Below are 19626 nucleotides of genomic sequence, written 5' to 3'. Positions count from 1 at the left end.
CTGAAAAACAAGGGGGTAAATGGAATGAACATCTACGTACTCATGAAACGAACATTTGATACAGAAGAAAAAATCGTAATTAAAAACGGTGCAATTTACGATGGCGAAGCGGAATTCATCATCAACCCTTACGATGAATATGCAATTGAAGAAGCAATTCAAGTAAGAGACGCACAAGGTGGAGAAGTTACAGTTGTAACAGTCGGTGGCGAAGATAGTGAGAAAGAACTTCGTACTGCATTAGCAATGGGCTGTGATAAAGCGGTATTAATTAATATTGAAGATGATGTAGAAAATGGTGACCAGTTCACGACAGCAAAAGTACTTGCTGAGTATTTAAAAGATAAAGATGCAGATTTAATTTTAGGCGGAAACGTTGCAATTGATGGTGCATCTGGACAAGTAGGGCCACGCGTAGCTGAAGCGTTAAATATTCCATATGTAACGACAATTACAAAACTTGAAATTGACGGTACAAATGTGAAGATTGAGCGTGATGTTGAAGGTGATACAGAAGTGATTGCAACTTCATTACCAGTTTTAGTAACAGCACAGCAAGGTTTAAATGAACCGCGTTATCCATCGCTTCCAGGTATTATGAAAGCGAAGAAAAAGCCGCTAGAAGAATTAGAATTAGATGATTTAGATTTAGAAGAAGATGATGTGGAAGCAAAGACAAAAACAATTGAAATCTATTTGCCTCCTAAGAAAGATGCAGGAAAAGTGTTACAAGGCGAGCTGCAAGATCAAGTAAAAGAACTTGTATCGTTGCTCCATACAGAAGCGAAAGTAATCTAATAAAATACGAAATTATATATGCAGGAGGGAAAATCTATGGCTCGTAAAGTATTAGTAATGGGTGAAGTTCGTGATGGATCGCTACGTAACGTTTCTTTTGAAGCGGTAGCAGCAGCAAAAACAATTGCAGAAGGCGGTGAAGTAGTAGGTCTTCTAATTGGAGACAGCGTTGCCTCTTTTGCAAATGAATTGATTCATTACGGTGCAGATCGCGTTGTGACAGTTGAAAATGATAAATTAAAATCATATACATCTGATGGTTATGCACAAGCGTTTTTAGCTGTACATGCTGGAGAAAATCCAGAAGGTATCGTTTTTGGACATACAGCACTTGGTAAAGATTTATCACCAAAATTAGCAGCGAAGCTTGAAGCTGGTTTAGTTTCTGACGTAACTGCTTTAGAGGTTGAAGGTGGAAATGTTATCTTCACTCGTCCAATTTACTCTGGTAAAGCATTCGAGAAGAAGATTGTAACAGACGGCATGTTATTTGCGACAGTGCGTCCAAATAACATTGCAACTCTGGAAAAAGATGAGTCTCGCAGCGGTGACGTATCTTCTATTACAGTTGATGTGAAAGATTTACGTACAATCATTCAAGATGTTGTCCGTAAAACAGCAGAAGGTGTGGATCTTTCTGAAGCAAAAGTTATTATCGCTGGCGGACGTGGTGTGAAGAGTGAAGAAGGCTTTAAGCCATTAAAAGAGTTAGCAGACGTACTAGGCGGCGCTGTTGGGGCATCTCGTGGTGCTTGTGACGCTGAATACGAGTGATTACTCATTACAAATTGGTCAAACTGGTAAAGTTGTTACGCCAGACTTATACATTGCATGTGGTATTTCTGGTGCGATTCAGCATTTAGCAGGTATGTCTAACTCAAAAATAATCGTTGCGATTAATAAAGATCCAGAAGCAAGTATCTTTAAAGTAGCTGACTATGGTATTGTCGGTGACTTATTCGAAGTTGTACCTCTTTTAACAGAAGAGTTTAAAAAGTTAAAAGTACATTCATGATTTAAGTACCCTTGAGTTCCAAGTGAAGTACCCCTATATATAGAAAAAGGTGAGAGATCCCCTGTCTCTCATCTTTTTAGTATTTAATCCGTATTTTTATATAGTATAAAGGAACATTTTTTTGTTACAATACATAACGATACATATTATTCGCCACGTATATAAGTTAATGATATACTCTTGGTAGAATATACTTGAAGGAGGAAATAAAATGGCAATTGTAAACGCAAATGACCAAAGCTTCGCAGCAGAAACTAGCGAAGGTGTTGTATTATTAGATTTCTGGGCACCTTGGTGTGGACCTTGTAAAATGATCGCTCCTGTATTAGAGGAAATTGATGCAGAACTAGGCGAAAAAGTAAAAGTAGTAAAAGTAGACGTTGATGAAAACCAAGAAACTGCTCGTCAATTCGAAGTAATGAGCATTCCAGCTCTTTTCGTATTAAAAGACGGTAAAGTAGTTGATCAAGCGTTAGGTTACAAACCGAAAGAAGCGTTAGTAGAATTAGTTTCTAAACACTTCTAAAATAAAAAAAGCTACCATTTGGTAGCTTTTTTTATTTTCTTTTTTACAGTCTTTCCGTTACAATAAAAGAACGTATGTTGGGTGTTTGGGCATAGTATGTTTTCAAGGGAAAATAAAAATGCTAAGTATGTAGAAATGGAGGGAGACGAGTGCACGAACATTTGAAAGAGAAGTTGGCTATTTCCCCAGATCAACCTGGTTGTTATTTGATGAAAGATAAGCAAGGAACGGTTATATATGTCGGAAAGGCAAAAGTGCTTAAAAATCGTGTGCGCTCGTACTTTACTGGTTCACATGATGGGAAAACACTGCGGCTTGTAGGAGAAATTGTTGATTTTGAATATATTGTAACCTCTTCGAATTTAGAAGCACTTATTTTAGAGTTAAATCTAATTAAAAAATATGATCCGAAATATAATATTCAATTAAAAGATGATAAAACATATCCTTTTATTAAAATTACGGCGGAGAAGCAACCGCGCTTACTCATTACTCGAAACGTAAAAAAGGATAAAGGGAAATATTTTGGTCCTTATCCAAATGCACAATCTGCTCATGAAACGAAAAAACTGCTAGATCGTATGTATCCACTTCGGAAATGCACGAATATGCCAGATAAAGTTTGTTTGTATTATCATATGGGTCAATGTTTAGCGCCTTGTGTGAAAGAAGTGACGGAAGAACAAAATAAAGAAATCGTAGATGAAATTATTAAGTTTTTAAATGGTGGACATAAAGAAGTTCGTTCAGAACTAGAAATAAAAATGTATGAGGCCTCAGAGAAACTAGAGTTTGAACGTGCAAAAGAGTTGCGTGATCAAATTGCTCATATTGATGCGATTATGGAAAAACAAAAGATGATTATGAGTGACTTAGTGGATCGTGATGTGTTTGGATATGCAGTGGATAAAGGATGGATGTGTGTTCAAGTTTTCTTCGTTCGAAAAGGAAAGCTAATTGAACGTGATGTTTCTATGTTTCCAATTTACGATGAACCAGAAGAGGGTTTTTTAACGTTTATCGGCCAATTTTATGAAAACAGTAGTCATTTTAAGCCGAAGGAAATTGTCGTTCCAGGAAGTATAGACTCGGAATTAGTAGAGCGCTTTTTAGAAGTGGAAGCGACGCAGCCGAAACGTGGTAAGAAAAAAGACCTTGTAGAATTGGCAAATAAAAATGCGAAGATTGCTCTTGAAGAGAAGTTTTACTTAATTGAACGTGATGAAGAACGAACGATTAAAGCGGTAGATCATTTAGGGAAGCAGCTTGGGATTGAAACGCCGTATCGTATTGAAGCGTTTGATAACTCAAATATTCAAGGAACAAATCCCGTTTCTGCAATGATTGCTTTTATCGATGGGAAACCGGCGAAGAAAGAGTATCGAAAATATAAAATTAAAACCGTTCAAGGGCCAGATGATTATGAGTCTATGAGAGAAGTTGTGAGGCGCCGTTATACAAGGGCACTTAAAGAAAATTCACCTTTACCTGATTTGATTATTATTGATGGAGGAAAAGGCCATCTAGCGGCTGCAAGTGATATTTTAGAGAATGAGCTCGGATTATATATTCCGATGGCAGGTCTTGTAAAAGATGATAAACATAAAACCTCCCATTTAATTATTGGGGATCCACCGGAACCTGTGATGCTTGAGAGAAATAGCCAAGAATTTTATTTATTGCAGCGTATTCAAGATGAGGTGCATCGATTTGCGATTACATTCCATCGTCAATTACATGGGAAATCTGTCATTCAATCAGCATTGGATGATATTCCAGGAATCGGTGATAAACGGAAAAAGGTATTGTTAAAACATTTTGGTTCATTAAAGAAGATGAAAGAAGCTTCTATAGAGGAATTTGTCGAAGCGGGTATGCCGAAAAATGTCGCGGAGACGATTTATACGTATTTAACAGATAAGAAGACGTTGTAGTTTACAACGTCTTCTGTTTTTTGGTATAATTTCTGAAGATTTAAAATAAACTCATCTGAATGAAAATACAAAAAAGTCAACTAAACTGATATGTCTAGTTGACTGTAGGTAATGCTTACACTTCAATGAGATCTTTTATATCCCATTTTACAAGAAATGTAATAGAGTCAGAACGTTTTTTCTTTTCTTCGTATGACTCTGCAACGACGTTCCGTTGCTTTTGGATTTGTTCAGCGATGAATCCGGCTTCTAGTTGATAAGAAGAATGTCGTTTTTGTTTTTGACGTTCTGCGATGAGTGTGCCTTTAAGTTGGAACTGCATTTCACGACGCTTATGTTCAACAATGCTTAAAGTGCCCCAGCCAGCCTTTTCAAAGAACTGAATGACTTCTTCAATTGTTTCTAGCGGATATTTTCTTGCAAGGTTTCTACCAGACCAGTATAAAATACCATCTAAATCGTTGCCGATTAAATCAGGTAGTAATTCTTCACGTAGCAATTCATAAGCGAAGGCGTTCAATGAAACATCTTCTAAAGATGTTGTATCGATTGTATTTTTACTCACAATATTCCCCTCTTTCTATAGGGATTATTATATAACATTTCACATTTATAAAAACAGATTTTTCTTTAGGAAAATCTGAATATATAAGAAGAAAAAAAGAATTGGCAAATTATATGCAAATTATGTATACGTTTTCTTGACGCTTCGACAAAAATAGGAGTAAAATGAACTTGGTATCAAATTATGCTGAAATATTTCGAATAATTTTTTCAGTTTTTCTTATGCCAATAGTGAAAAAACATTATTGTCATAAACTAATCTGAAAACAGCAGTCAAACATTCAAGGGGGGTAATGGGGACATGAAAGGCCGCGAGTATACGTTTCGTAAGTGGCACTCATTAATGGGGGTCATCCCGGTTGGTGTTTTTTTGACGCAACATTTAATTGTAAACAACTTTGCAACACGAGGAGCAGAGGCTTTTAACAAAGCTGCAGGCTTTATGGAGCTCCTTCCATTCCGGTATGCGCTAGAAATTTTCATCATCTTTTTACCGATACTGTACCATGCTATATATGGCTTATATATTGCATTTACAGCTAAGAACAATGCGGTTTCTTACGGTTATTTCCGTAACTGGATGTTCGTCTTCCAAAGAATTTCAGGTATCGTTACGCTGATCTTCATTTCTTGGCACGTCTGGGAAACTCGTATTCAAGCAATGTTAGGTAAAGAGGTAAACTATGATATGATGGCAGATATTTTAAACAATCCAGCTATGTTTGCATTCTACTTAGTTGGTGTTGTTTCAACAATTTTCCACTTTGCAAATGGACTATGGACATTCTGCATCAGCTGGGGAATTACAGTATCTCCACGTTCACAAAGAATCTCTACTTATGTAACATTAGCTATTTTCTTAGGTTTATCTTATGTAGGTGTGAGTGCATTATTAGCGTTCATCGATCCACAGCTAGCAAACCAGTAAGGAGTGGGAGAGCATGAAAGGGAAACTTATAGTAGTCGGCGGTGGCTTGGCTGGCTTAATGGCAACGATTAAAGCGGCAGAAGCAGGAGTAAATGTTGAACTGTTTTCTTTAGTACCAGTAAAACGTTCACATTCTGTATGTGCTCAGGGCGGAATTAACGGTGCCGTAAATACGAAAGGTGAAGGGGATTCTCCATGGATCCACTTTGACGATACAATTTATGGTGGGGACTTCTTAGCGAACCAACCACCAGTTAAAGCAATGTGTGAAGCAGCACCTGGTATCATTCATTTAATGGACCGTATGGGTGTTATGTTCAACCGTACGGAAGAAGGACTTCTTGATTTCCGTCGATTTGGTGGAACGCAACATCACCGTACAGCATTTGCTGGTGCAACAACTGGACAGCAATTACTTTACGCATTAGATGAGCAAGTACGTCGTCACGAAGTAGCAGGACTTGTAACGAAATATGAAGGTTGGGATTTCTTACGAGCTGTTGTTGATGATGAAGGTGTGTGCCGAGGAATCGTTGCACAAGACTTACAAACTATGGAGATTAGAAGTTTCGGAGCAGATGCCGTTATTATGGCAACAGGGGGCCCTGGTATCATTTTCGGAAAATCAACAAACTCCATTATCAATACAGGTACAGCAGCTTCTGCTGTATATCAACAAGGCGCATATTATGCAAACGGTGAGTTCATTCAAATTCACCCAACGGCAATTCCTGGAGACGATAAATTACGTCTTATGAGTGAATCTGCACGTGGTGAAGGTGGACGTGTTTGGACATATAAAGATGGTAAACCATGGTACTTCTTAGAAGAAAAATATCCGGCTTACGGAAACCTTGTACCTCGTGACATCGCAACGCGTGAAATCTTTGATGTTTGCGTAGAGCAAAAACTAGGTATTAACGGTGAAAACATGGTGTACTTAGATCTTTCTCATAAAGATCCAAAAGAACTAGATATTAAACTAGGTGGAATTATTGAAATCTATGAGAAATTTACAGGGGATGATCCTCGTAAACTACCGATGAAAATCTTCCCAGCTGTTCACTATTCAATGGGCGGACTATGGGTTGATTATAAACAGATGACAAATATTCCAGGTTTATTTGCAGCAGGTGAGTGTGATTATTCTATGCACGGTGGTAACCGTCTTGGTGCGAACTCACTATTATCAGCAATTTATGGTGGTATGGTAGCAGGACCAAACGCAACGGAGTATATGAAAGGTCTTTCTAAATCATCTGATGCTGTTTCATCTACTGTATATGAGCAAAATGAATTAATCGAAACAGAGAAATTTAACAATATTTTAACGATGGATGGTAACGAAAATGCGTATGTTCTTCATAAAGAGCTTGGAGAATGGATGACAGATAACGTTACAGTAGTTCGTGAAAATAAAAAATTATTAGAAACAGATGCGAAAATTGAAGAATTAATGGCTCGTTACAAACGTATTAACATTAACGATACAGCAAGATGGAGTAACCAAGGTGCTTCATTTACACGCCAACTTGCAAATATGTTTGAGTTAGCACGTGTTATTACAATTGGCGCATATAACCGTAATGAGAGCCGTGGGGCGCATTACAAACCTGAATTCCCAAATCGTGATGATGCAAACTTCTTAAAAACTACGATGGCAAAATTTGAGGGAGAAGGAAATGCACCAGCATTCCATTACGAGGACGTTGATATTTCGTTAATTAAACCGCGTAAACGTGATTATTCTTCAAAACACGATGTAGCTGCTAAGGGTGAAGAGAAGGGGGATAAACAACATGTCTGAGAAAACAATCCGCCTCATCATTACGAGACAAGACGGGCCAGATGCGCAAGCGTTTGACCAAGAGTTTGAAATTCCATATCGTCCGAATATGAATATTATCTCAGCACTTATGGAAATCCGTCGTAATCCTGTTGATTCAAAAGGGAACCAAACAACTCCGATTGCATGGGATATGAACTGCTTAGAGGAAGTATGTGGTGCATGTTCGATGGTGATTAACGGAAAACCACGTCAATCATGTACGGCACTTATTGATCAATTAGAGCAACCAATTCGCTTAAAACCGATGAAGACATTCCCGGTTGTACGTGACTTACAAGTTGATCGTAGTCGCATGTTTAATGCTCTAAAACGCGTTAAAGCGTGGATTCCAATTGATGGTACGTATGACCTAGGTCCAGGACCAAGAATGCCTGAGAAAAAGCGTCAATGGGCTTATGAGCTTTCAAAATGTATGACATGTGGTGTTTGCTTAGAATCATGTCCAAACGTAAACAGTAAGTCTGACTTTATTGGACCAGCACCGTTATCACAAGCTCGCTTATTCAACTCACATCCAACGGGTGAAATGCATAAAGCAGATCGCTTACGTGCAATTATGGGAGATGGAGGACTAGCAAACTGTGGTAACTCTCAAAACTGTGTGCAATCATGTCCGAAGGGTATTCCTTTAACAACTTCAATTGCGGCATTAAACCGTGATACAACAATTCAATCGTTCAAAGATTTCTTTGGTAGCGATAATAACTATTAATAAATATTGCCTCTTCATATCGAAGAGGCAATATTTATAACTATATTTTTCTGTTTATTCTGTTTATTTCAAGGTGAAAAGGAGAGATAACAATGAAGAGGATTTCTTATATTGAAGACTTTGAGCAATGGGAAAGTGGTTTTTCGTTTTACAACCCTGTAAAGGTTCGTTTTGGTGAAGTAGATATGTTTGGACATGTAAATAATGTCGTTGCTTTTACTTATTTTGAAGAAGCTCGTATTGCGTTGTTTAAAGAACTTGGATTTATGCAAGAGTGGACACATGCATCATCAGAAACGATGATCGTTGTTGCGGATTTACAATGTAATTTTATTAAGCAAATATATTTTGATGAACAGCTGAAGGTGTATGTAAAGGCAGGATCGGTCGGGAATTCTTCTTTAGATTTACATTATATGGTGAAGAATGCAGAAGGAGAGATTTGTTTAGTAGGTCGTGGAATGATGGTTCAAGCGTCGAAAAAAACAGGAAGAGGCGAACCATGGCCTGAAGAATGGAAGAAGAAATTACTACAATAATAGAGTGAAAGAAAAATAAGAGAGCAATTTGCTCTCTTATTTTTTGTCTTCCATCGCTTCTTCTAATGTTAAGTGATGTTTATATAGGTATGTAGCGTATGGATTACCAACGTAGCGTAAGTGCCATGGTTCATAGGCATATTCTGTTGTATCTGTTTTATCTTCTAAGTAACGAATGACAAAGCCGAATTCATGAGCATGTTCCGCGACCCATTTTCCTTCTGCTGTCTCTCCGAAGATAGGCTCTAATTGAAATTTAGCTGATTTTGAACTAATATCCATTGCTAAACCCGTTTGGTGTTCACTTGTACCAGGAATTGCGCTTACCGAATTAGCTTCGGCTTTTCCTTGACGTCTAACGTATGTATCATGCAACGATTTTTGGCGTTTGTATGAACGATAACCAGATACAGCTGTAAGATCAAGCCCTTCTTTTTTCGCAGCTTTGAACATGTTTTCAAGTGCCTCGGCAGCATCTTTGCGCAGCAATGTTTTTTCTTTATCTTTTGGACTAATAAATGGTACATTTGGTCTCGTTAAGTCTTCAGGAATGTATCCATCTGGTAGTTTTCGATGTTTATTAATTAAGACAAGATTAGATTTTGGATTTGTTACAACTGAAAAGTCATTGTCTATTTTCTTTGCATTATGATCAGCTTTTGGAAAAGCAGGAATCTCTTCTTTTTTATGGTTATTATGCTTTTGACTTTCGACAGCTTTTGCTTCATTATGTAGTGGTGTTTTAGAACCAAAGTAAGCGAAAGATGTGATCCCGATTACAATAGTAGTGGCAGAAATAATTATTATCTTTTTCATGATGCCTTGTAATCACAGTCCCTTCTTCATAAAATGTGTATTGTTTTTTTATTATAAATCTAGTTTGTTGGAAAAGGAATATGAGAGTCATAACGTAATAGAAATGCAAAGAAAATGTCAGAAAATGTGTGAATTTGTAGTATTTTTTTATATAATTCATTTCTTATCTTTCATGATTTGCATTTTTTATGTAATATATATACATAAGAAGATGTAGCGATTATCGAGAATAAAGAACTTCTTGTATAGACTAGGAGTGAATGGAAATGGATTTTGCAACAATTATTGGACTTATTTTAGGATTTGTAGCAGTGGTAGTAGGGATGGTCGTCAAGGGCGCTGACATAACAGCCTTATTAAATCCTGCCGCAGCATTAATTATTTTTATTGGTACATTTGCTGCAGTATGTATTGCATTTCCGATGAATCAACTAAAAAGGGTTCCAAAACTATTTAAAGTTCTTTTTGGTTCAAATAAAAAGGATTTAAGTTATGAACAGTTGCTAGAATTATTTGTTCATTGGACATCTGAAAGTAGAAAATACGGTATTTTGTCTTTAGAGCAACAATTAGACAAAATTCAAGATGAATTTCTTTTGCGCGGTATGAAATTTGTGATTGATGGCGTATCCGCAGAAGATTTAGAGCAGATTTTGGAATCTGAATTAGAAGCAATTGAAGAAAGACATGCAAAGGGAGCTGCTATTTTTTCACAAGCTGGTACGTATGCACCGACATTAGGAGTTTTAGGTGCTGTTATCGGTCTTGTAGCTGCGCTTGGTAACTTAACTGATATTGAAAAGTTAGGTCATGCTATTTCGGGTGCGTTTATTGCAACGATTTTTGGTATTTTTTCAGGTTATGTATTATGGCATCCATTTGCAAATAAGTTAAAGCAAAAATCTTCAGCTGAAATTGAGAAAAAACGTTTAATCATTGATTGTTTATTAATGTTACAAGAAGGTACATATCCGTTTATTATGAAGAACCGCATTTTAGGTGCACTTTCTGCAACTGAGCGTAAAAAGCTAGAAAAAGGAGCAGAAAAAAATGCGGAGTAAGAAAAATAGAAGAGGCAAAAAGAAAAAACATGATGAGCATATCGATGAAACGTGGTTAATCCCATATTCTGATATGTTAACGTTGTTATTTGCATTGTTTATCGTTTTATTCGCAATGAGTAGTATAGATGCTGCGAAGTTTAAACAGATGGCAGTTGCTTTTCGAAGTGAATTAGCTGGGGGAACAGGTAACAAAGAATTTTTAAGTGATCAAAAGCCAAATGATGAAAAAGAATTATCAGCAAGTAGCCTTGAGGCAGAACAAGCAAAAAAACAAGAAGAAGCTAGAGCTAAAGAAAAAAAAGAGATGGATGAATTGAAAGCATTACAAAAAAAGATTGATCAATATATTAATGAAAAACAATTATCTTCTTCTTTTCAAACTAAATTAACTGAAAAGGGATTAATGGTGACAATATTAGAAAATATACTGTTTGATTCGGGGAAAGCAGATGTGAAATTAGAATCTTTAGGGATTGCAAAAGAGATGTCTAGCTTACTTGTTTCAGCGTCACCTCGTGAAATTACAGTATCGGGTCATACGGATAATGTCCCTATTGCCAATGCGCAGTTTGCGTCGAATTGGGAATTAAGTACGCAGCGGGCAGTTAATTTTATGCAAGTATTACTGCAAAATAAAGAATTACAACCAGAAAAATTTAGTGCGATTGGATACGGAGAATACCGTTCAATTGCTCCAAACGATACACAAGAAGGAAAGGCAAAGAATAGGCGTGTGGAAGTATTTATCTTGCCTTTAACAGAGAAAGTAAAATAAAAGAGGATGGCGAATGCCATCCTCTTTTATTTTACATCAAATGATTTTAAGTTGTCGCGACGGATTTTATCTTTTTCTGCATCTGATTTTTTGAAATCATAATCATATAAAGCGCCTTCCCAATCGCCATACATTGGATTCGGGAAAATAATGAATTTCTCACCAAATTGTGCTTTTGAATCTGCTACTGTTTGGTTACGATCTTTTACAGATTTTCCATCAAAACCTGTGAAATCAGATAAGTTATCACCGAAGAATAAGACAATATCATGGGTTTGAGAAACGAGTTCACGGCGTTTTTCTTTTCCTTTTTCTTTCGGATCTTGTAGTAATATATGTTCTTTCGTTGCTTGAGGAGCACCTACACGCTCAAGATTTTTAATTGTTGCATCTAGTTGATTCGTTTTACGATTTGAGATGTAGTAAATATCTACACCTTTAGACTCTGTATATTTTAAGAAATCAATTGCGCCTGGAAGGGCTTCAGCCTCAGCTTTGTTAATCCAATCATCCCATTTGTAAGGATAGCCTTTGCCTGTTTTTACGCTCATTGCCTGATGAGGACTGTTATCTAAAACAGTTTCGTCTAAATCAAGCACGATAGCAGGTTTTTTATCTGTCCCTTTTGCAAGAATTGCATCAAGCTTTAATTGACCAATGTTGTACCCTTGGTAGTAAAGTGCTTTCGTTTCACCGGCTGTTTGATACCATAAATCAGCCATTAATTGTTGTTCTGTTAATTTTACTTTCTCTTCTTTCGCCACTGTTTTCTCTGGTGTTCCTGAACATGCTACAAGTGATGTAGATAGAACCGCTACAGATAATAAAGTGGTAATGCCCCTCTTCATCTTCATATGTATCCTCCTTGATGTTAGAAAATCATTTTATATTATATATTAAAATATAATATTTTTATATGAACATTTGCATATTGTCTTTTGTATATATAGTAGTATGTCCTATATTAGAAAGATGAGCAAAATAATAATAGCTGTTTTGACAAGTTTTATTGTCGTAATGACAATTATAATTGACAAAAAGAACTTTGTTATTTACAATTTTAACTAAATAGAACAAATGATGGATTCATGACGATGTTTACATATAAGAGGATGAAGCGTGGTGCTATATTTTGTCTTGAATAAACATAGTCTTTGAAAGAGAGTACGAATGATACTAAAGGGGAGGCTTTATACTTGAGTTTACAAATTCAAAACTTAACGAAACAATTTGGGGAATCAAAAGCAGTTAACGGTTTGCAAATTTCGTTACCAAAAGGTGAAGTACTAGGGTTACTTGGACGAAATGGTGCAGGGAAAACAACAACAATCAAAATGCTTCTCGGATTATTAACGCCTAATGAAGGTTCGATTACATGGGATGGAAAAGCATTTGGAAATAGTGGTGTAACAATTGGGTATTTACCAGAAGAAAGAGGTTTATATACAAAAAGTAGAGTAATAGATCAGCTGCGATATTTTGGTAGATTAGAAGGAATGTCGAAGAAAGAAGTGGATCACGCTATTGATCACTGGTTAGAGCGTTTAGCGATACCAGAATATAAATTTAAAACGGCTGGAGAGCTTTCAAAAGGGAATCAGCAAAAAATCCAATTAATTGCTGCTCTTCTTCATAATCCGGAACTTCTCATTCTAGATGAACCATTCAGCGGCCTTGATCCAGTTAATGCTGGGATGTTAGCTATTATTATTGAAGAACAAGTACAGAGCGGAAAGACGATTATTTTATCAAGTCATCGTATGGAACAAGTAGAGGCTTTTTGCCAACATGTATGTATTTTGAAAAAAGGTGAAGCAGTCGTAAAAGGACAGCTAAGTGATATTAAGAAAGAATACGGTTTCCGTAATTTAACGATTGAAGATACAGTAGAGAATGAAAAGGGATTAGAAGCTATACATGTATCGTATGAAAAACAACAAGGCCTTCTTTATGTGAAAGTACAAGACGATGCGGAAGCTCTCAAGATTTTGCAACAGTTGCAAGAGCAAGGTGTTAGCTTACGACAATTCAAAATGTTAGAGCCGACGTTAAACGAAATCTTTGTAGAGAGGGCGAAATAACGATGCGTAAATTTTCTCACGTATTTTCATTTTATTTTAGGGAAGCGTTTTTATCTAAGAAATCATTAATTACGAGTGCGATTTTATTTTTAGTTGTGTTTGGGATTTTTGCATTTAATCATTTTACTTCAGGCGATGATAAAAATAAGGATAAAGATAAAATTGCAGTTGTAGTAGAGAGTCCCACATATAAAGTACAAAAAGATGAGCTAAATAAGCTATTGCCATCAGCAAAAATAACAATTGGTTCAAAGGATGATTTTGATAAACTGCATAAGCAAGTAGAAGAAGGCGATTTAGATGGTCTATTCCATGTGACGGAAAAGGGTGGGGCTCCATCGATTACATATATGTATAATGGATTTCCAAGCCAAGCAACTTCTGCAATTATGGCAGGATATTTAAAGCAACAATATACGATGGTGACGATTGCCAAAAATAATGTTTCACCAGAAATTGCACAGCAATTACAAACAGAAATTCAAGTAAAGCAAGAACCGATAAAAGATCGTACATCTTCTTTCGGAATTGCCTATTTCTTTACATTGGCTTTATATATGTTTATTGTAGCGTTCGGAAATACAATCGCAATGAATATTGCATCTGAAAAGGCATCACGTGTAATGGAAGTAATGCTTCCGAAAGTGAAGCTTCTTACGATGATGTATGCGAAAATTTTAGCGGTTGTTTCAACGGCGTTATTGCAACTTGTCGTATTGGCGTGTGGTTATCTTATTCCATATTTGTTAGGTTGGGTCGATTTAGAAAGTGCCTCACTATTTGGTATTCCAATTGACTTTACGAAATTAGATGCAAAAGTTATCAGCATGTTTCTTGTTTATTTCATTACGGGATATTTACTTTATGCGATGATGTATGCTGCTGCTGGAGCTGTCGTGTCTAAGACGGAGGATTTACAAGCTGTATCTTTCCCGGTAATGATTTTAATTATGGCTGCATTCTTTATTAGTATTAAATCATTAAGTGATCCGAATAGTACTATCGTTGTTGTAAGTTCTTACGTTCCATTTTTTACACCGATGGTTACCTTCTCACGTATTGTAGCTGGTGAAGCAGGTATGCTAGAAATTACGATAACATTAGCAGTCTTATTGGCGACAATTGCAGTATTAAATGCTGTTACAAGCCGCATTTACGTAAACGGCGTAATGAATTACTCAGATAAAGTGAAATTTAAAGATTTAGCGAAATTTATAAAGCGTCAATAATGAGAGAAAAGCATGATTTCCTATTGAAATCATGCTTTTTCTTTATGTATAAATTAAAAATAGTATATAATAATAAGAGTCGTCTTTTAATAGAATGAATAAAAAGGAGGGTGTGCAGATGGGGATTAGTAGTCGTTTTACAGTAGGTGTTCATATGCTGACATTACTTGCGATAGATCGAAACTCTCGCTGTACCTCTGAATGGATTGCCGGTAGTGTGAATACAAATCCAGTTGTGATTCGTCGCATTACAGGAATGTTGAAGAGAGCAGGACTTGTTGATGTACAAGCTGGTAAAGGTGGTACGACACTTGCTCGAGATTTAGAAGAAATTACATTACTTGATGTATATAAAGCAGTGGAAGTTGTAGAAGAAGGACAACTATTTTCCTTCCATGAAAATCCCAACATTGAATGTCCAGTAGGAGCTAATATTCAATCAGTATTAGAAATTATTTTAATGCAAGCGCAAGAAGCGATGGAAAACGTACTTGCAAATGTAACGGTAGATCAATTAGTTACAAATTTAAAGTCTAAAATGAAAGAATAAAAAAAGCGAGCTTCCTCATAATGAGGGCTCGCATTTTTTTATTTAGAAATATTGAAAATTCTATTTTTCAGTATTTAAAATGAATTTACCTACGATAGCTGCGAAGATACCACCAAGAATTGGTGCTACGATGAATACCCATAGTTGAGAAAGTGCTTCTCCACCAACAAATAAAGCTGGTGCGATACTACGAGCTGGGTTAACAGATGTTCCAGTTAACGGAATTCCTAATAAGTGAATTAAAACTAATGTGAAACCAATTACTAGTCCAGCTAAAGAAGAACTTCCTTTTTTACCTGTTACAGCAACGATAACTAAAATAAATACGAAAGTTAAAATGAACTCAACTAAAAATGCTCCAGATAAACCAAGAGTTCCGAAACCATTTTGTCCTAAATTATCTAAAGGTGTTTTAGCAGATTTTAAAATTGTTACTAACGTTGCAGTTCCTAATAAACCACCTAAAATTTGAGCTAATACATAATAACAAAGTTCCATAGCGTTCATTCGTTTGTTGATGAACATAGCTACTGATACTGCTGGGTTAATGTGACATCCAGAAATTGTTCCGATGCTATATGCCATAGCTACAATAGATAAGCCGAAAGCCATAGCGATTCCTAATATTCCAATTCCTTCAATTCCGCCGCCAGTGACAGCTACTCCAGTTCCGAATAATACAAGTACAAATGTACCAATAAATTCAGCGATTGCTTTTTTTAACATAATTTACCTCCTATTAATGCGCATGAAACGTATTATAACATAAGTTTTAGTATAAACAGCCAATGAAATACTATTCTGATAAGGCGAAATAGGGGGACAATAAAAAAGAGTATGGTTCATCTCTATAGAACCATACCCTTTTTTTATGCCGATTTTTTCTGTTTAACGACTGGAACAGAACGGTTTAAAATACTATTTGCAACCATTCCTAACATGATAATAATCATTCCGATGAGAGAAAGTCCTCCAGGGAGTGAACCATTTAAGAAAATGATTTCTCCAAGTACGGTAAAGACCATCGTTCCAGCTTGTGTTGCTTCAACAGCTCCAAGTAGAGCGAGGTTATCTTTTGCTAAGTCAGTAGCAAAGAAAAATGTCATCGTTGCAATAACGCCGGAACATAATGCTAACAAAAATCCTTGAAGCATTTGGTTGGATGTTGGAATGCCAGTAGTAGAAAATCCGTATATACCAAGCAAGATTGTTATAGGAAGACTTCCAATTGCCATTCCTAATACACGTTGGAACGTATCAAGGCGTCCACCAACAAGCTCCATCATTTTTCGGTTACCGAACGGATATAAGAAAGCGGCTAATACGACAGGTAAAAAACCTGAAATGAACTGAGTCATTGTAATATGGCCTGCGGCAGTTGCTTGCATACAAATTACACCAAGTAAAATAAATAATGCAACATATAAGCTACGAAGTGGAATTTTTCCCGCGTACAAGTTTCGTACCTGATTTTGTTTCTATTTTTACGAAAAATAGTGGTGATAGTAGTAAACCAGCTAAAATCGTAACTTGCCAAGTTCCAGCAACGAGCCAAGCTGGAGAAAAGACAGCTGAGAAACTTAATAAAGAATAAAAACCAATACCGGCAACAGAACCCCATCCGATCCATGCCAATGGATGTTTTTTTAACTCTTCCCATAATCCCCTAAAGTTTTTGCGAAATAAAACGATAAGGAATAAAATAGGAAGAGCAAATAAAAAACGGAAGGAAGCTGTCCAAGCCCAGCTCGTTCCAGATACATTCATTGCTTTATTAATAATAAAGGTTGCAGAAAAAAAGGCCGATGATAAAAGACCTAATAAAATTGCGCGCATGAAGTATAGCACTCCTTTCGAAAATAAATAATTATGTATAGTATGATATACTTTCATTTGTTAAAAGTAAACTATTTTATACTTTGAGGTGGTTTTATATATGAAAGAAAATGAAGATATGCAAACGAAAGAAGTCATTCAACAAGTTGGACAGTTATTGAGACAAATTCGAAATGAACAGAAATTAAGTTTAGAAGAATTAGCCCATAAAACAGGAGTTAGTAAATTAACATTAGGAAAGATAGAAAGAGGGGAAACAAATCCGACACTAGCTGTCATTTGGAAAATAACGAAAGGGTTATCAATTCCTTTATCCAGATTAATGGTTGCTGGAGAACCTGTAGCTGTTGCGCGCTGTGGAGAAGGATTTGCAGTAGATGAAGGACAAGCGTGGCATTTAGAAACGATGTTCCGTTATACGAAAGAAACAGGGATGGAAATGCACCGTGCTTGTTTACGATCAAATAGTATATATGAGCCAGAAGCTCATCATGAAGGTGCGATTGAGCTTGTAACGGTAATGAAAGGGAAAGTGTCTATTCAAGTGGAGAATGATGTATACGAATTAAATGAGTTTGATTCCATTCAATTTGAAGCGAATAAGAAGCATATTTATAAAAATGAAGAAGAAGAAGTGGCGGTATTACATTTAACGATGAAATATTCTTCATGAAAAAATCACCTATAGGATTCTATAGGTGATTTGCTCTTCTTAAGTATGTGAAATGATGCCATTAGTACGAACGTGGCATAAGTAATAAACAAATGAAATAAACTAAAAATCCTGTCCCAAAACATAAAACAGCAATAACCCAAATGATACGAATAAGAGTAGAGCTAATATCAAAATATTCTCCTAAACCACCACATATACCAAATAGCATTTTATCAGTTTCGGATTTACATAACCTTTTTGACATATTCCAATCAACTCCTTTTTATATCAAACTGCATACTTTTATTCTATATGGAAATTTATGAGAAGACTATGGGGTTGTATTACATTTTTTTTGTGAGAAGCGATCGTATTAATTGTCTTAATTTTCAGTGGATATTAAACTTGTAGTTATGAGGTGATTTTTAATAAAGGGTGGGGAAATAGAGATGACAGTATATTGGTTGACTAACGTAATGCTTGAATCAGGATATACATATGAAGAAGAGAGAATTTCACAAACAGAAACAGAATTATGCAGTTTACTTATTGAAGATGGTCGAATTAAAAAAATTATAAAAGGGATTGTTCAAGAGGAAGATATAGTAACTTTTGATGCTAAGAACTTATTAATGTTGCCAGCTTTCAAAGAGATGCACATTCACATTGATAAAACATATTATAGTGGCCCATGGAAAGCTTGTATGCCAGCAGAAAGTATTTTTACACGTTTTAATGAAGAAGAAAAAATTTTACCAAAGCAATTAGCGACTGCTCAAAATAGAGCGGAAAATATGCTAGAGTTACTACTGCAAAATGGTGCAACGAATATTAGAACGCATTGTAATGTTGATCCAATTATTGGGCTTGGTAATTTGGAGGCGACGTTAGCGGCATTAGAAACATATAAAAATCGAGTATCTAGTAGAATTGTTGCGTTTCCGCAACATGGATTATTGCGCAGTAATTCTGTGCAACTCGTGAAAGATGCGATGCGTATGGGTGCCAATCTAGTCGGAGGAGTAGATCCAGCTACAGTGGATAATGACATTGAAAAGTCATTACATACAATTATGGATATCGCAGTCGAATTTAATGCGGATGTTGATATTCATTTGCACGATGCGAATAATCTTGGAACGTTTACGATGAAGAGATTGGCAAGTTTAACAGAAGAAGCAGGATGGCAAGGCCGTGTAACGATTAGTCATGCACTTGGACTTGGTGGTGTTACTGATAAAGAGGCTGAAGAAGTGGCAGAAAGACTCGCAAATGTAAATATTGATATTACTTCAACAGTGCCAATTGGTAAACAAGTAATCCCAATTCCGTTATTAGATAAAAAAGGTGTTAAGGTTTCATTAGGCAATGATAGCATTACAGATCATTGGTCACCGTTTGGAACAGGTGATATGCTTCAAAAGGCGAATCGATTAGCAGAGCGTTTTGGGTGGAGTGACGAAAGGTCTTTAGGAAAAGCACTCCGCTTTATTACAGGAGGAAAAGAAACGTTAAATAAGGAAGGGAAGCGAGTATGGCCGAATGTAGGGGATGAAGCGAGCTTTGTTTTGACGAATGCGACATGCGCTGCTGAAGCAGTAGCGCGTCAAACAGAAAAACGTTTAGTCGTGTATAAAGGAAATATTGTTGTTGGAAGTTTAAATGAGGTGGAATTAAATAATCTTGTGTAGAAGAATCGTTTAAATATTTTGAGGAGGGTTCTAATGGTGAGTATAGAACTCTTCTTTTTTATTC

19 protein-coding genes and 2 pseudogenes are annotated in these 19626 nt (G+C 36.2%); 15 read left to right on the top strand and 6 right to left on the bottom strand.

Annotated features, from left to right (window positions below):
* Nucleotides 1-24: 24 nt before the first annotated feature.
* From etfB to uvrC, 4 genes and pseudogenes are all read left to right on the top strand, one after another.
* On the top strand, nt 25-798 hold the full coding sequence (gene etfB, locus BC_RS22580) for an electron transfer flavoprotein subunit beta (protein ID WP_001029028.1): 774 nt from the start codon (nt 25-27) through the stop codon (nt 796-798).
* 36 nt (nt 799-834) lie between these two features.
* Nucleotides 835-1813 (top strand): annotated as a pseudogene (gene etfA / locus BC_RS22575) (electron transfer flavoprotein subunit alpha).
* A 211-nt stretch (nt 1814-2024) separates the two neighbouring features.
* Nucleotides 2025-2339, top strand: coding sequence for a thioredoxin (gene trxA, locus BC_RS22570; RefSeq protein ID WP_001018943.1), 315 nt, complete (start codon nt 2025-2027; stop codon nt 2337-2339).
* Between the two features lie 149 nt (nt 2340-2488).
* Nucleotides 2489-4273, top strand: coding sequence for an excinuclease ABC subunit C (gene uvrC / locus BC_RS22565; protein WP_000544305.1), 1785 nt, complete (start codon nt 2489-2491; stop codon nt 4271-4273).
* Between the two features lie 115 nt (nt 4274-4388).
* Here uvrC and BC_RS22560 read toward each other — a convergent pair whose 3' ends face one another.
* On the bottom strand, nt 4389-4838 hold the full coding sequence (locus BC_RS22560; RefSeq protein WP_000042226.1) for a YslB family protein: 450 nt from the start codon (nt 4836-4838) through the stop codon (nt 4389-4391).
* 300 nt (nt 4839-5138) lie between these two features.
* Here BC_RS22560 and sdhC point away from each other — a divergent pair, with 300 nt between their 5' ends.
* The 4 genes from sdhC (at nt 5139) to BC_RS22540 (ending at nt 8865) form a co-directional block, all read left to right on the top strand.
* Nucleotides 5139-5765, top strand: coding sequence for a succinate dehydrogenase cytochrome B558 (gene sdhC / locus BC_RS22555; RefSeq protein ID WP_000678354.1), 627 nt, complete (start codon nt 5139-5141; stop codon nt 5763-5765).
* A gap of 13 nt (nt 5766-5778) precedes the next feature.
* The gene (sdhA, locus tag BC_RS22550) at nt 5779-7572 is read left to right on the top strand and encodes a succinate dehydrogenase flavoprotein subunit (RefSeq protein ID WP_000676751.1); all 1794 of its coding nucleotides are present in this window, start codon (nt 5779-5781) and stop codon (nt 7570-7572) included.
* Nucleotides 7565-8326 carry a succinate dehydrogenase iron-sulfur subunit gene (gene sdhB, locus BC_RS22545; RefSeq protein ID WP_001291827.1) on the top strand — a complete coding sequence of 254 codons (762 nt, stop codon included), beginning with the start codon at nt 7565-7567 and terminating at the stop codon, nt 8324-8326. The genes sdhA and sdhB overlap by 8 nt, the downstream gene beginning before the upstream one ends.
* A 92-nt stretch (nt 8327-8418) precedes the next feature.
* The gene (locus BC_RS22540) at nt 8419-8865 is read left to right on the top strand and encodes an acyl-CoA thioesterase (protein WP_000822735.1); all 447 of its coding nucleotides are present in this window, start codon (nt 8419-8421) and stop codon (nt 8863-8865) included.
* A 36-nt stretch (nt 8866-8901) separates the two neighbouring features.
* Here the strand turns inward: BC_RS22540 and BC_RS22535 are convergent, their stop codons facing one another.
* Complete coding sequence (locus tag BC_RS22535) at nt 8902-9681, bottom strand: M15 family metallopeptidase (RefSeq protein WP_000720201.1); 780 nt, start codon at nt 9679-9681, stop codon at nt 8902-8904.
* A gap of 266 nt (nt 9682-9947) precedes the next feature.
* Here BC_RS22535 and motA point away from each other — a divergent pair, with 266 nt between their 5' ends.
* Both motA and motB read left to right on the top strand, forming a co-directional pair.
* Complete coding sequence (gene motA / locus BC_RS22530; RefSeq protein WP_000344853.1) at nt 9948-10742, top strand: flagellar motor stator protein MotA; 795 nt, start codon at nt 9948-9950, stop codon at nt 10740-10742.
* Nucleotides 10732-11520, top strand: coding sequence for a flagellar motor protein MotB (gene motB, locus BC_RS22525; protein WP_001256734.1), 789 nt, complete (start codon nt 10732-10734; stop codon nt 11518-11520). The genes motA and motB overlap by 11 nt, the downstream gene beginning before the upstream one ends.
* A 26-nt stretch (nt 11521-11546) precedes the next feature.
* Here the strand turns inward: motB and BC_RS22520 are convergent, their stop codons facing one another.
* Nucleotides 11547-12374 (bottom strand): 5'-nucleotidase, lipoprotein e(P4) family, encoded by an 828-nt coding sequence (locus BC_RS22520; RefSeq protein WP_000782763.1) that lies wholly within the window; start codon nt 12372-12374, stop codon nt 11547-11549.
* Nucleotides 12375-12716: 342 nt separating this feature from the next.
* Here BC_RS22520 and BC_RS22515 point away from each other — a divergent pair, with 342 nt between their 5' ends.
* The 3 genes from BC_RS22515 to BC_RS22505 all read left to right on the top strand — a co-directional run bounded on the left by BC_RS22515 (nt 12717) and on the right by BC_RS22505 (nt 15380).
* Nucleotides 12717-13601, top strand: a complete 885-nt coding sequence (locus tag BC_RS22515; protein ID WP_000058115.1) for an ABC transporter ATP-binding protein — start codon at nt 12717-12719, stop codon at nt 13599-13601.
* A gap of 2 nt (nt 13602-13603) precedes the next feature.
* On the top strand, nt 13604-14830 hold the full coding sequence (locus BC_RS22510; RefSeq protein ID WP_001224971.1) for an ABC transporter permease: 1227 nt from the start codon (nt 13604-13606) through the stop codon (nt 14828-14830).
* A 118-nt stretch (nt 14831-14948) separates the two neighbouring features.
* Nucleotides 14949-15380 (top strand): Rrf2 family transcriptional regulator, encoded by a 432-nt coding sequence (locus BC_RS22505; protein ID WP_000512998.1) that lies wholly within the window; start codon nt 14949-14951, stop codon nt 15378-15380.
* Between the two features lie 60 nt (nt 15381-15440).
* Here BC_RS22505 and BC_RS22500 read toward each other — a convergent pair whose 3' ends face one another.
* Nucleotides 15441-16106, bottom strand: a complete 666-nt coding sequence (locus BC_RS22500) for an aquaporin (RefSeq protein ID WP_000913210.1) — start codon at nt 16104-16106, stop codon at nt 15441-15443.
* A 143-nt stretch (nt 16107-16249) separates the two neighbouring features.
* A pseudogene (locus BC_RS22495) lies at nt 16250-17216 on the bottom strand (DMT family transporter).
* 100 nt (nt 17217-17316) lie between these two features.
* On the opposite strand from BC_RS22495, the gene BC_RS22490 reads away from it, so the two are divergent.
* Nucleotides 17317-17889 (top strand): helix-turn-helix domain-containing protein, encoded by a 573-nt coding sequence (locus BC_RS22490; protein ID WP_000661920.1) that lies wholly within the window; start codon nt 17317-17319, stop codon nt 17887-17889.
* A gap of 61 nt (nt 17890-17950) precedes the next feature.
* Here the strand turns inward: BC_RS22490 and BC_RS22485 are convergent, their stop codons facing one another.
* Nucleotides 17951-18136 carry a PspC domain-containing protein gene (locus BC_RS22485; RefSeq protein WP_000044334.1) on the bottom strand — a complete coding sequence of 62 codons (186 nt, stop codon included), beginning with the start codon at nt 18134-18136 and terminating at the stop codon, nt 17951-17953.
* A 184-nt stretch (nt 18137-18320) separates the two neighbouring features.
* Here BC_RS22485 and BC_RS22480 point away from each other — a divergent pair, with 184 nt between their 5' ends.
* Complete coding sequence (locus tag BC_RS22480) at nt 18321-19562, top strand: amidohydrolase family protein (protein WP_000219567.1); 1242 nt, start codon at nt 18321-18323, stop codon at nt 19560-19562.
* The last annotated feature ends 64 nt before the right edge of the window (nt 19563-19626 follow it).

The organism is Bacillus cereus ATCC 14579 (assembly GCF_000007825.1).
In the GTDB taxonomy this organism is placed as follows: Bacteria; Bacillota; Bacilli; order Bacillales; family Bacillaceae_G; genus Bacillus_A; species Bacillus_A cereus.
Note: the sequence above shows the minus strand (reverse complement) of the source record. Positions and strands in the feature narration are given on the sequence as shown.

Coding starts and splice junctions, on each gene's coding strand:
- BC_RS22540 (WP_000822735.1), top strand. CDS start 8,419: ATGAAGAGGATTTCTTATATTGAAGACTTTGAGCAATGGGAAAGTGGT.
- BC_RS22480 (WP_000219567.1), top strand. CDS start 18,321: ATGACAGTATATTGGTTGACTAACGTAATGCTTGAATCAGGATATACA.
- BC_RS22490 (WP_000661920.1), top strand. CDS start 17,317: ATGAAAGAAAATGAAGATATGCAAACGAAAGAAGTCATTCAACAAGTT.
- etfB (WP_001029028.1), top strand. CDS start 25: ATGAACATCTACGTACTCATGAAACGAACATTTGATACAGAAGAAAAA.
- motB (WP_001256734.1), top strand. CDS start 10,732: ATGCGGAGTAAGAAAAATAGAAGAGGCAAAAAGAAAAAACATGATGAG.
- motA (WP_000344853.1), top strand. CDS start 9,948: ATGGATTTTGCAACAATTATTGGACTTATTTTAGGATTTGTAGCAGTG.
- BC_RS22505 (WP_000512998.1), top strand. CDS start 14,949: ATGGGGATTAGTAGTCGTTTTACAGTAGGTGTTCATATGCTGACATTA.
- sdhA (WP_000676751.1), top strand. CDS start 5,779: ATGAAAGGGAAACTTATAGTAGTCGGCGGTGGCTTGGCTGGCTTAATG.
- BC_RS22520 (WP_000782763.1), bottom strand. CDS start 12,374: ATGAAGATGAAGAGGGGCATTACCACTTTATTATCTGTAGCGGTTCTA.
- BC_RS22510 (WP_001224971.1), top strand. CDS start 13,604: ATGCGTAAATTTTCTCACGTATTTTCATTTTATTTTAGGGAAGCGTTT.
- sdhB (WP_001291827.1), top strand. CDS start 7,565: ATGTCTGAGAAAACAATCCGCCTCATCATTACGAGACAAGACGGGCCA.
- trxA (WP_001018943.1), top strand. CDS start 2,025: ATGGCAATTGTAAACGCAAATGACCAAAGCTTCGCAGCAGAAACTAGC.
- BC_RS22535 (WP_000720201.1), bottom strand. CDS start 9,681: ATGAAAAAGATAATAATTATTTCTGCCACTACTATTGTAATCGGGATC.
- sdhC (WP_000678354.1), top strand. CDS start 5,139: ATGAAAGGCCGCGAGTATACGTTTCGTAAGTGGCACTCATTAATGGGG.
- BC_RS22485 (WP_000044334.1), bottom strand. CDS start 18,136: ATGTCAAAAAGGTTATGTAAATCCGAAACTGATAAAATGCTATTTGGT.
- BC_RS22500 (WP_000913210.1), bottom strand. CDS start 16,106: ATGTTAAAAAAAGCAATCGCTGAATTTATTGGTACATTTGTACTTGTA.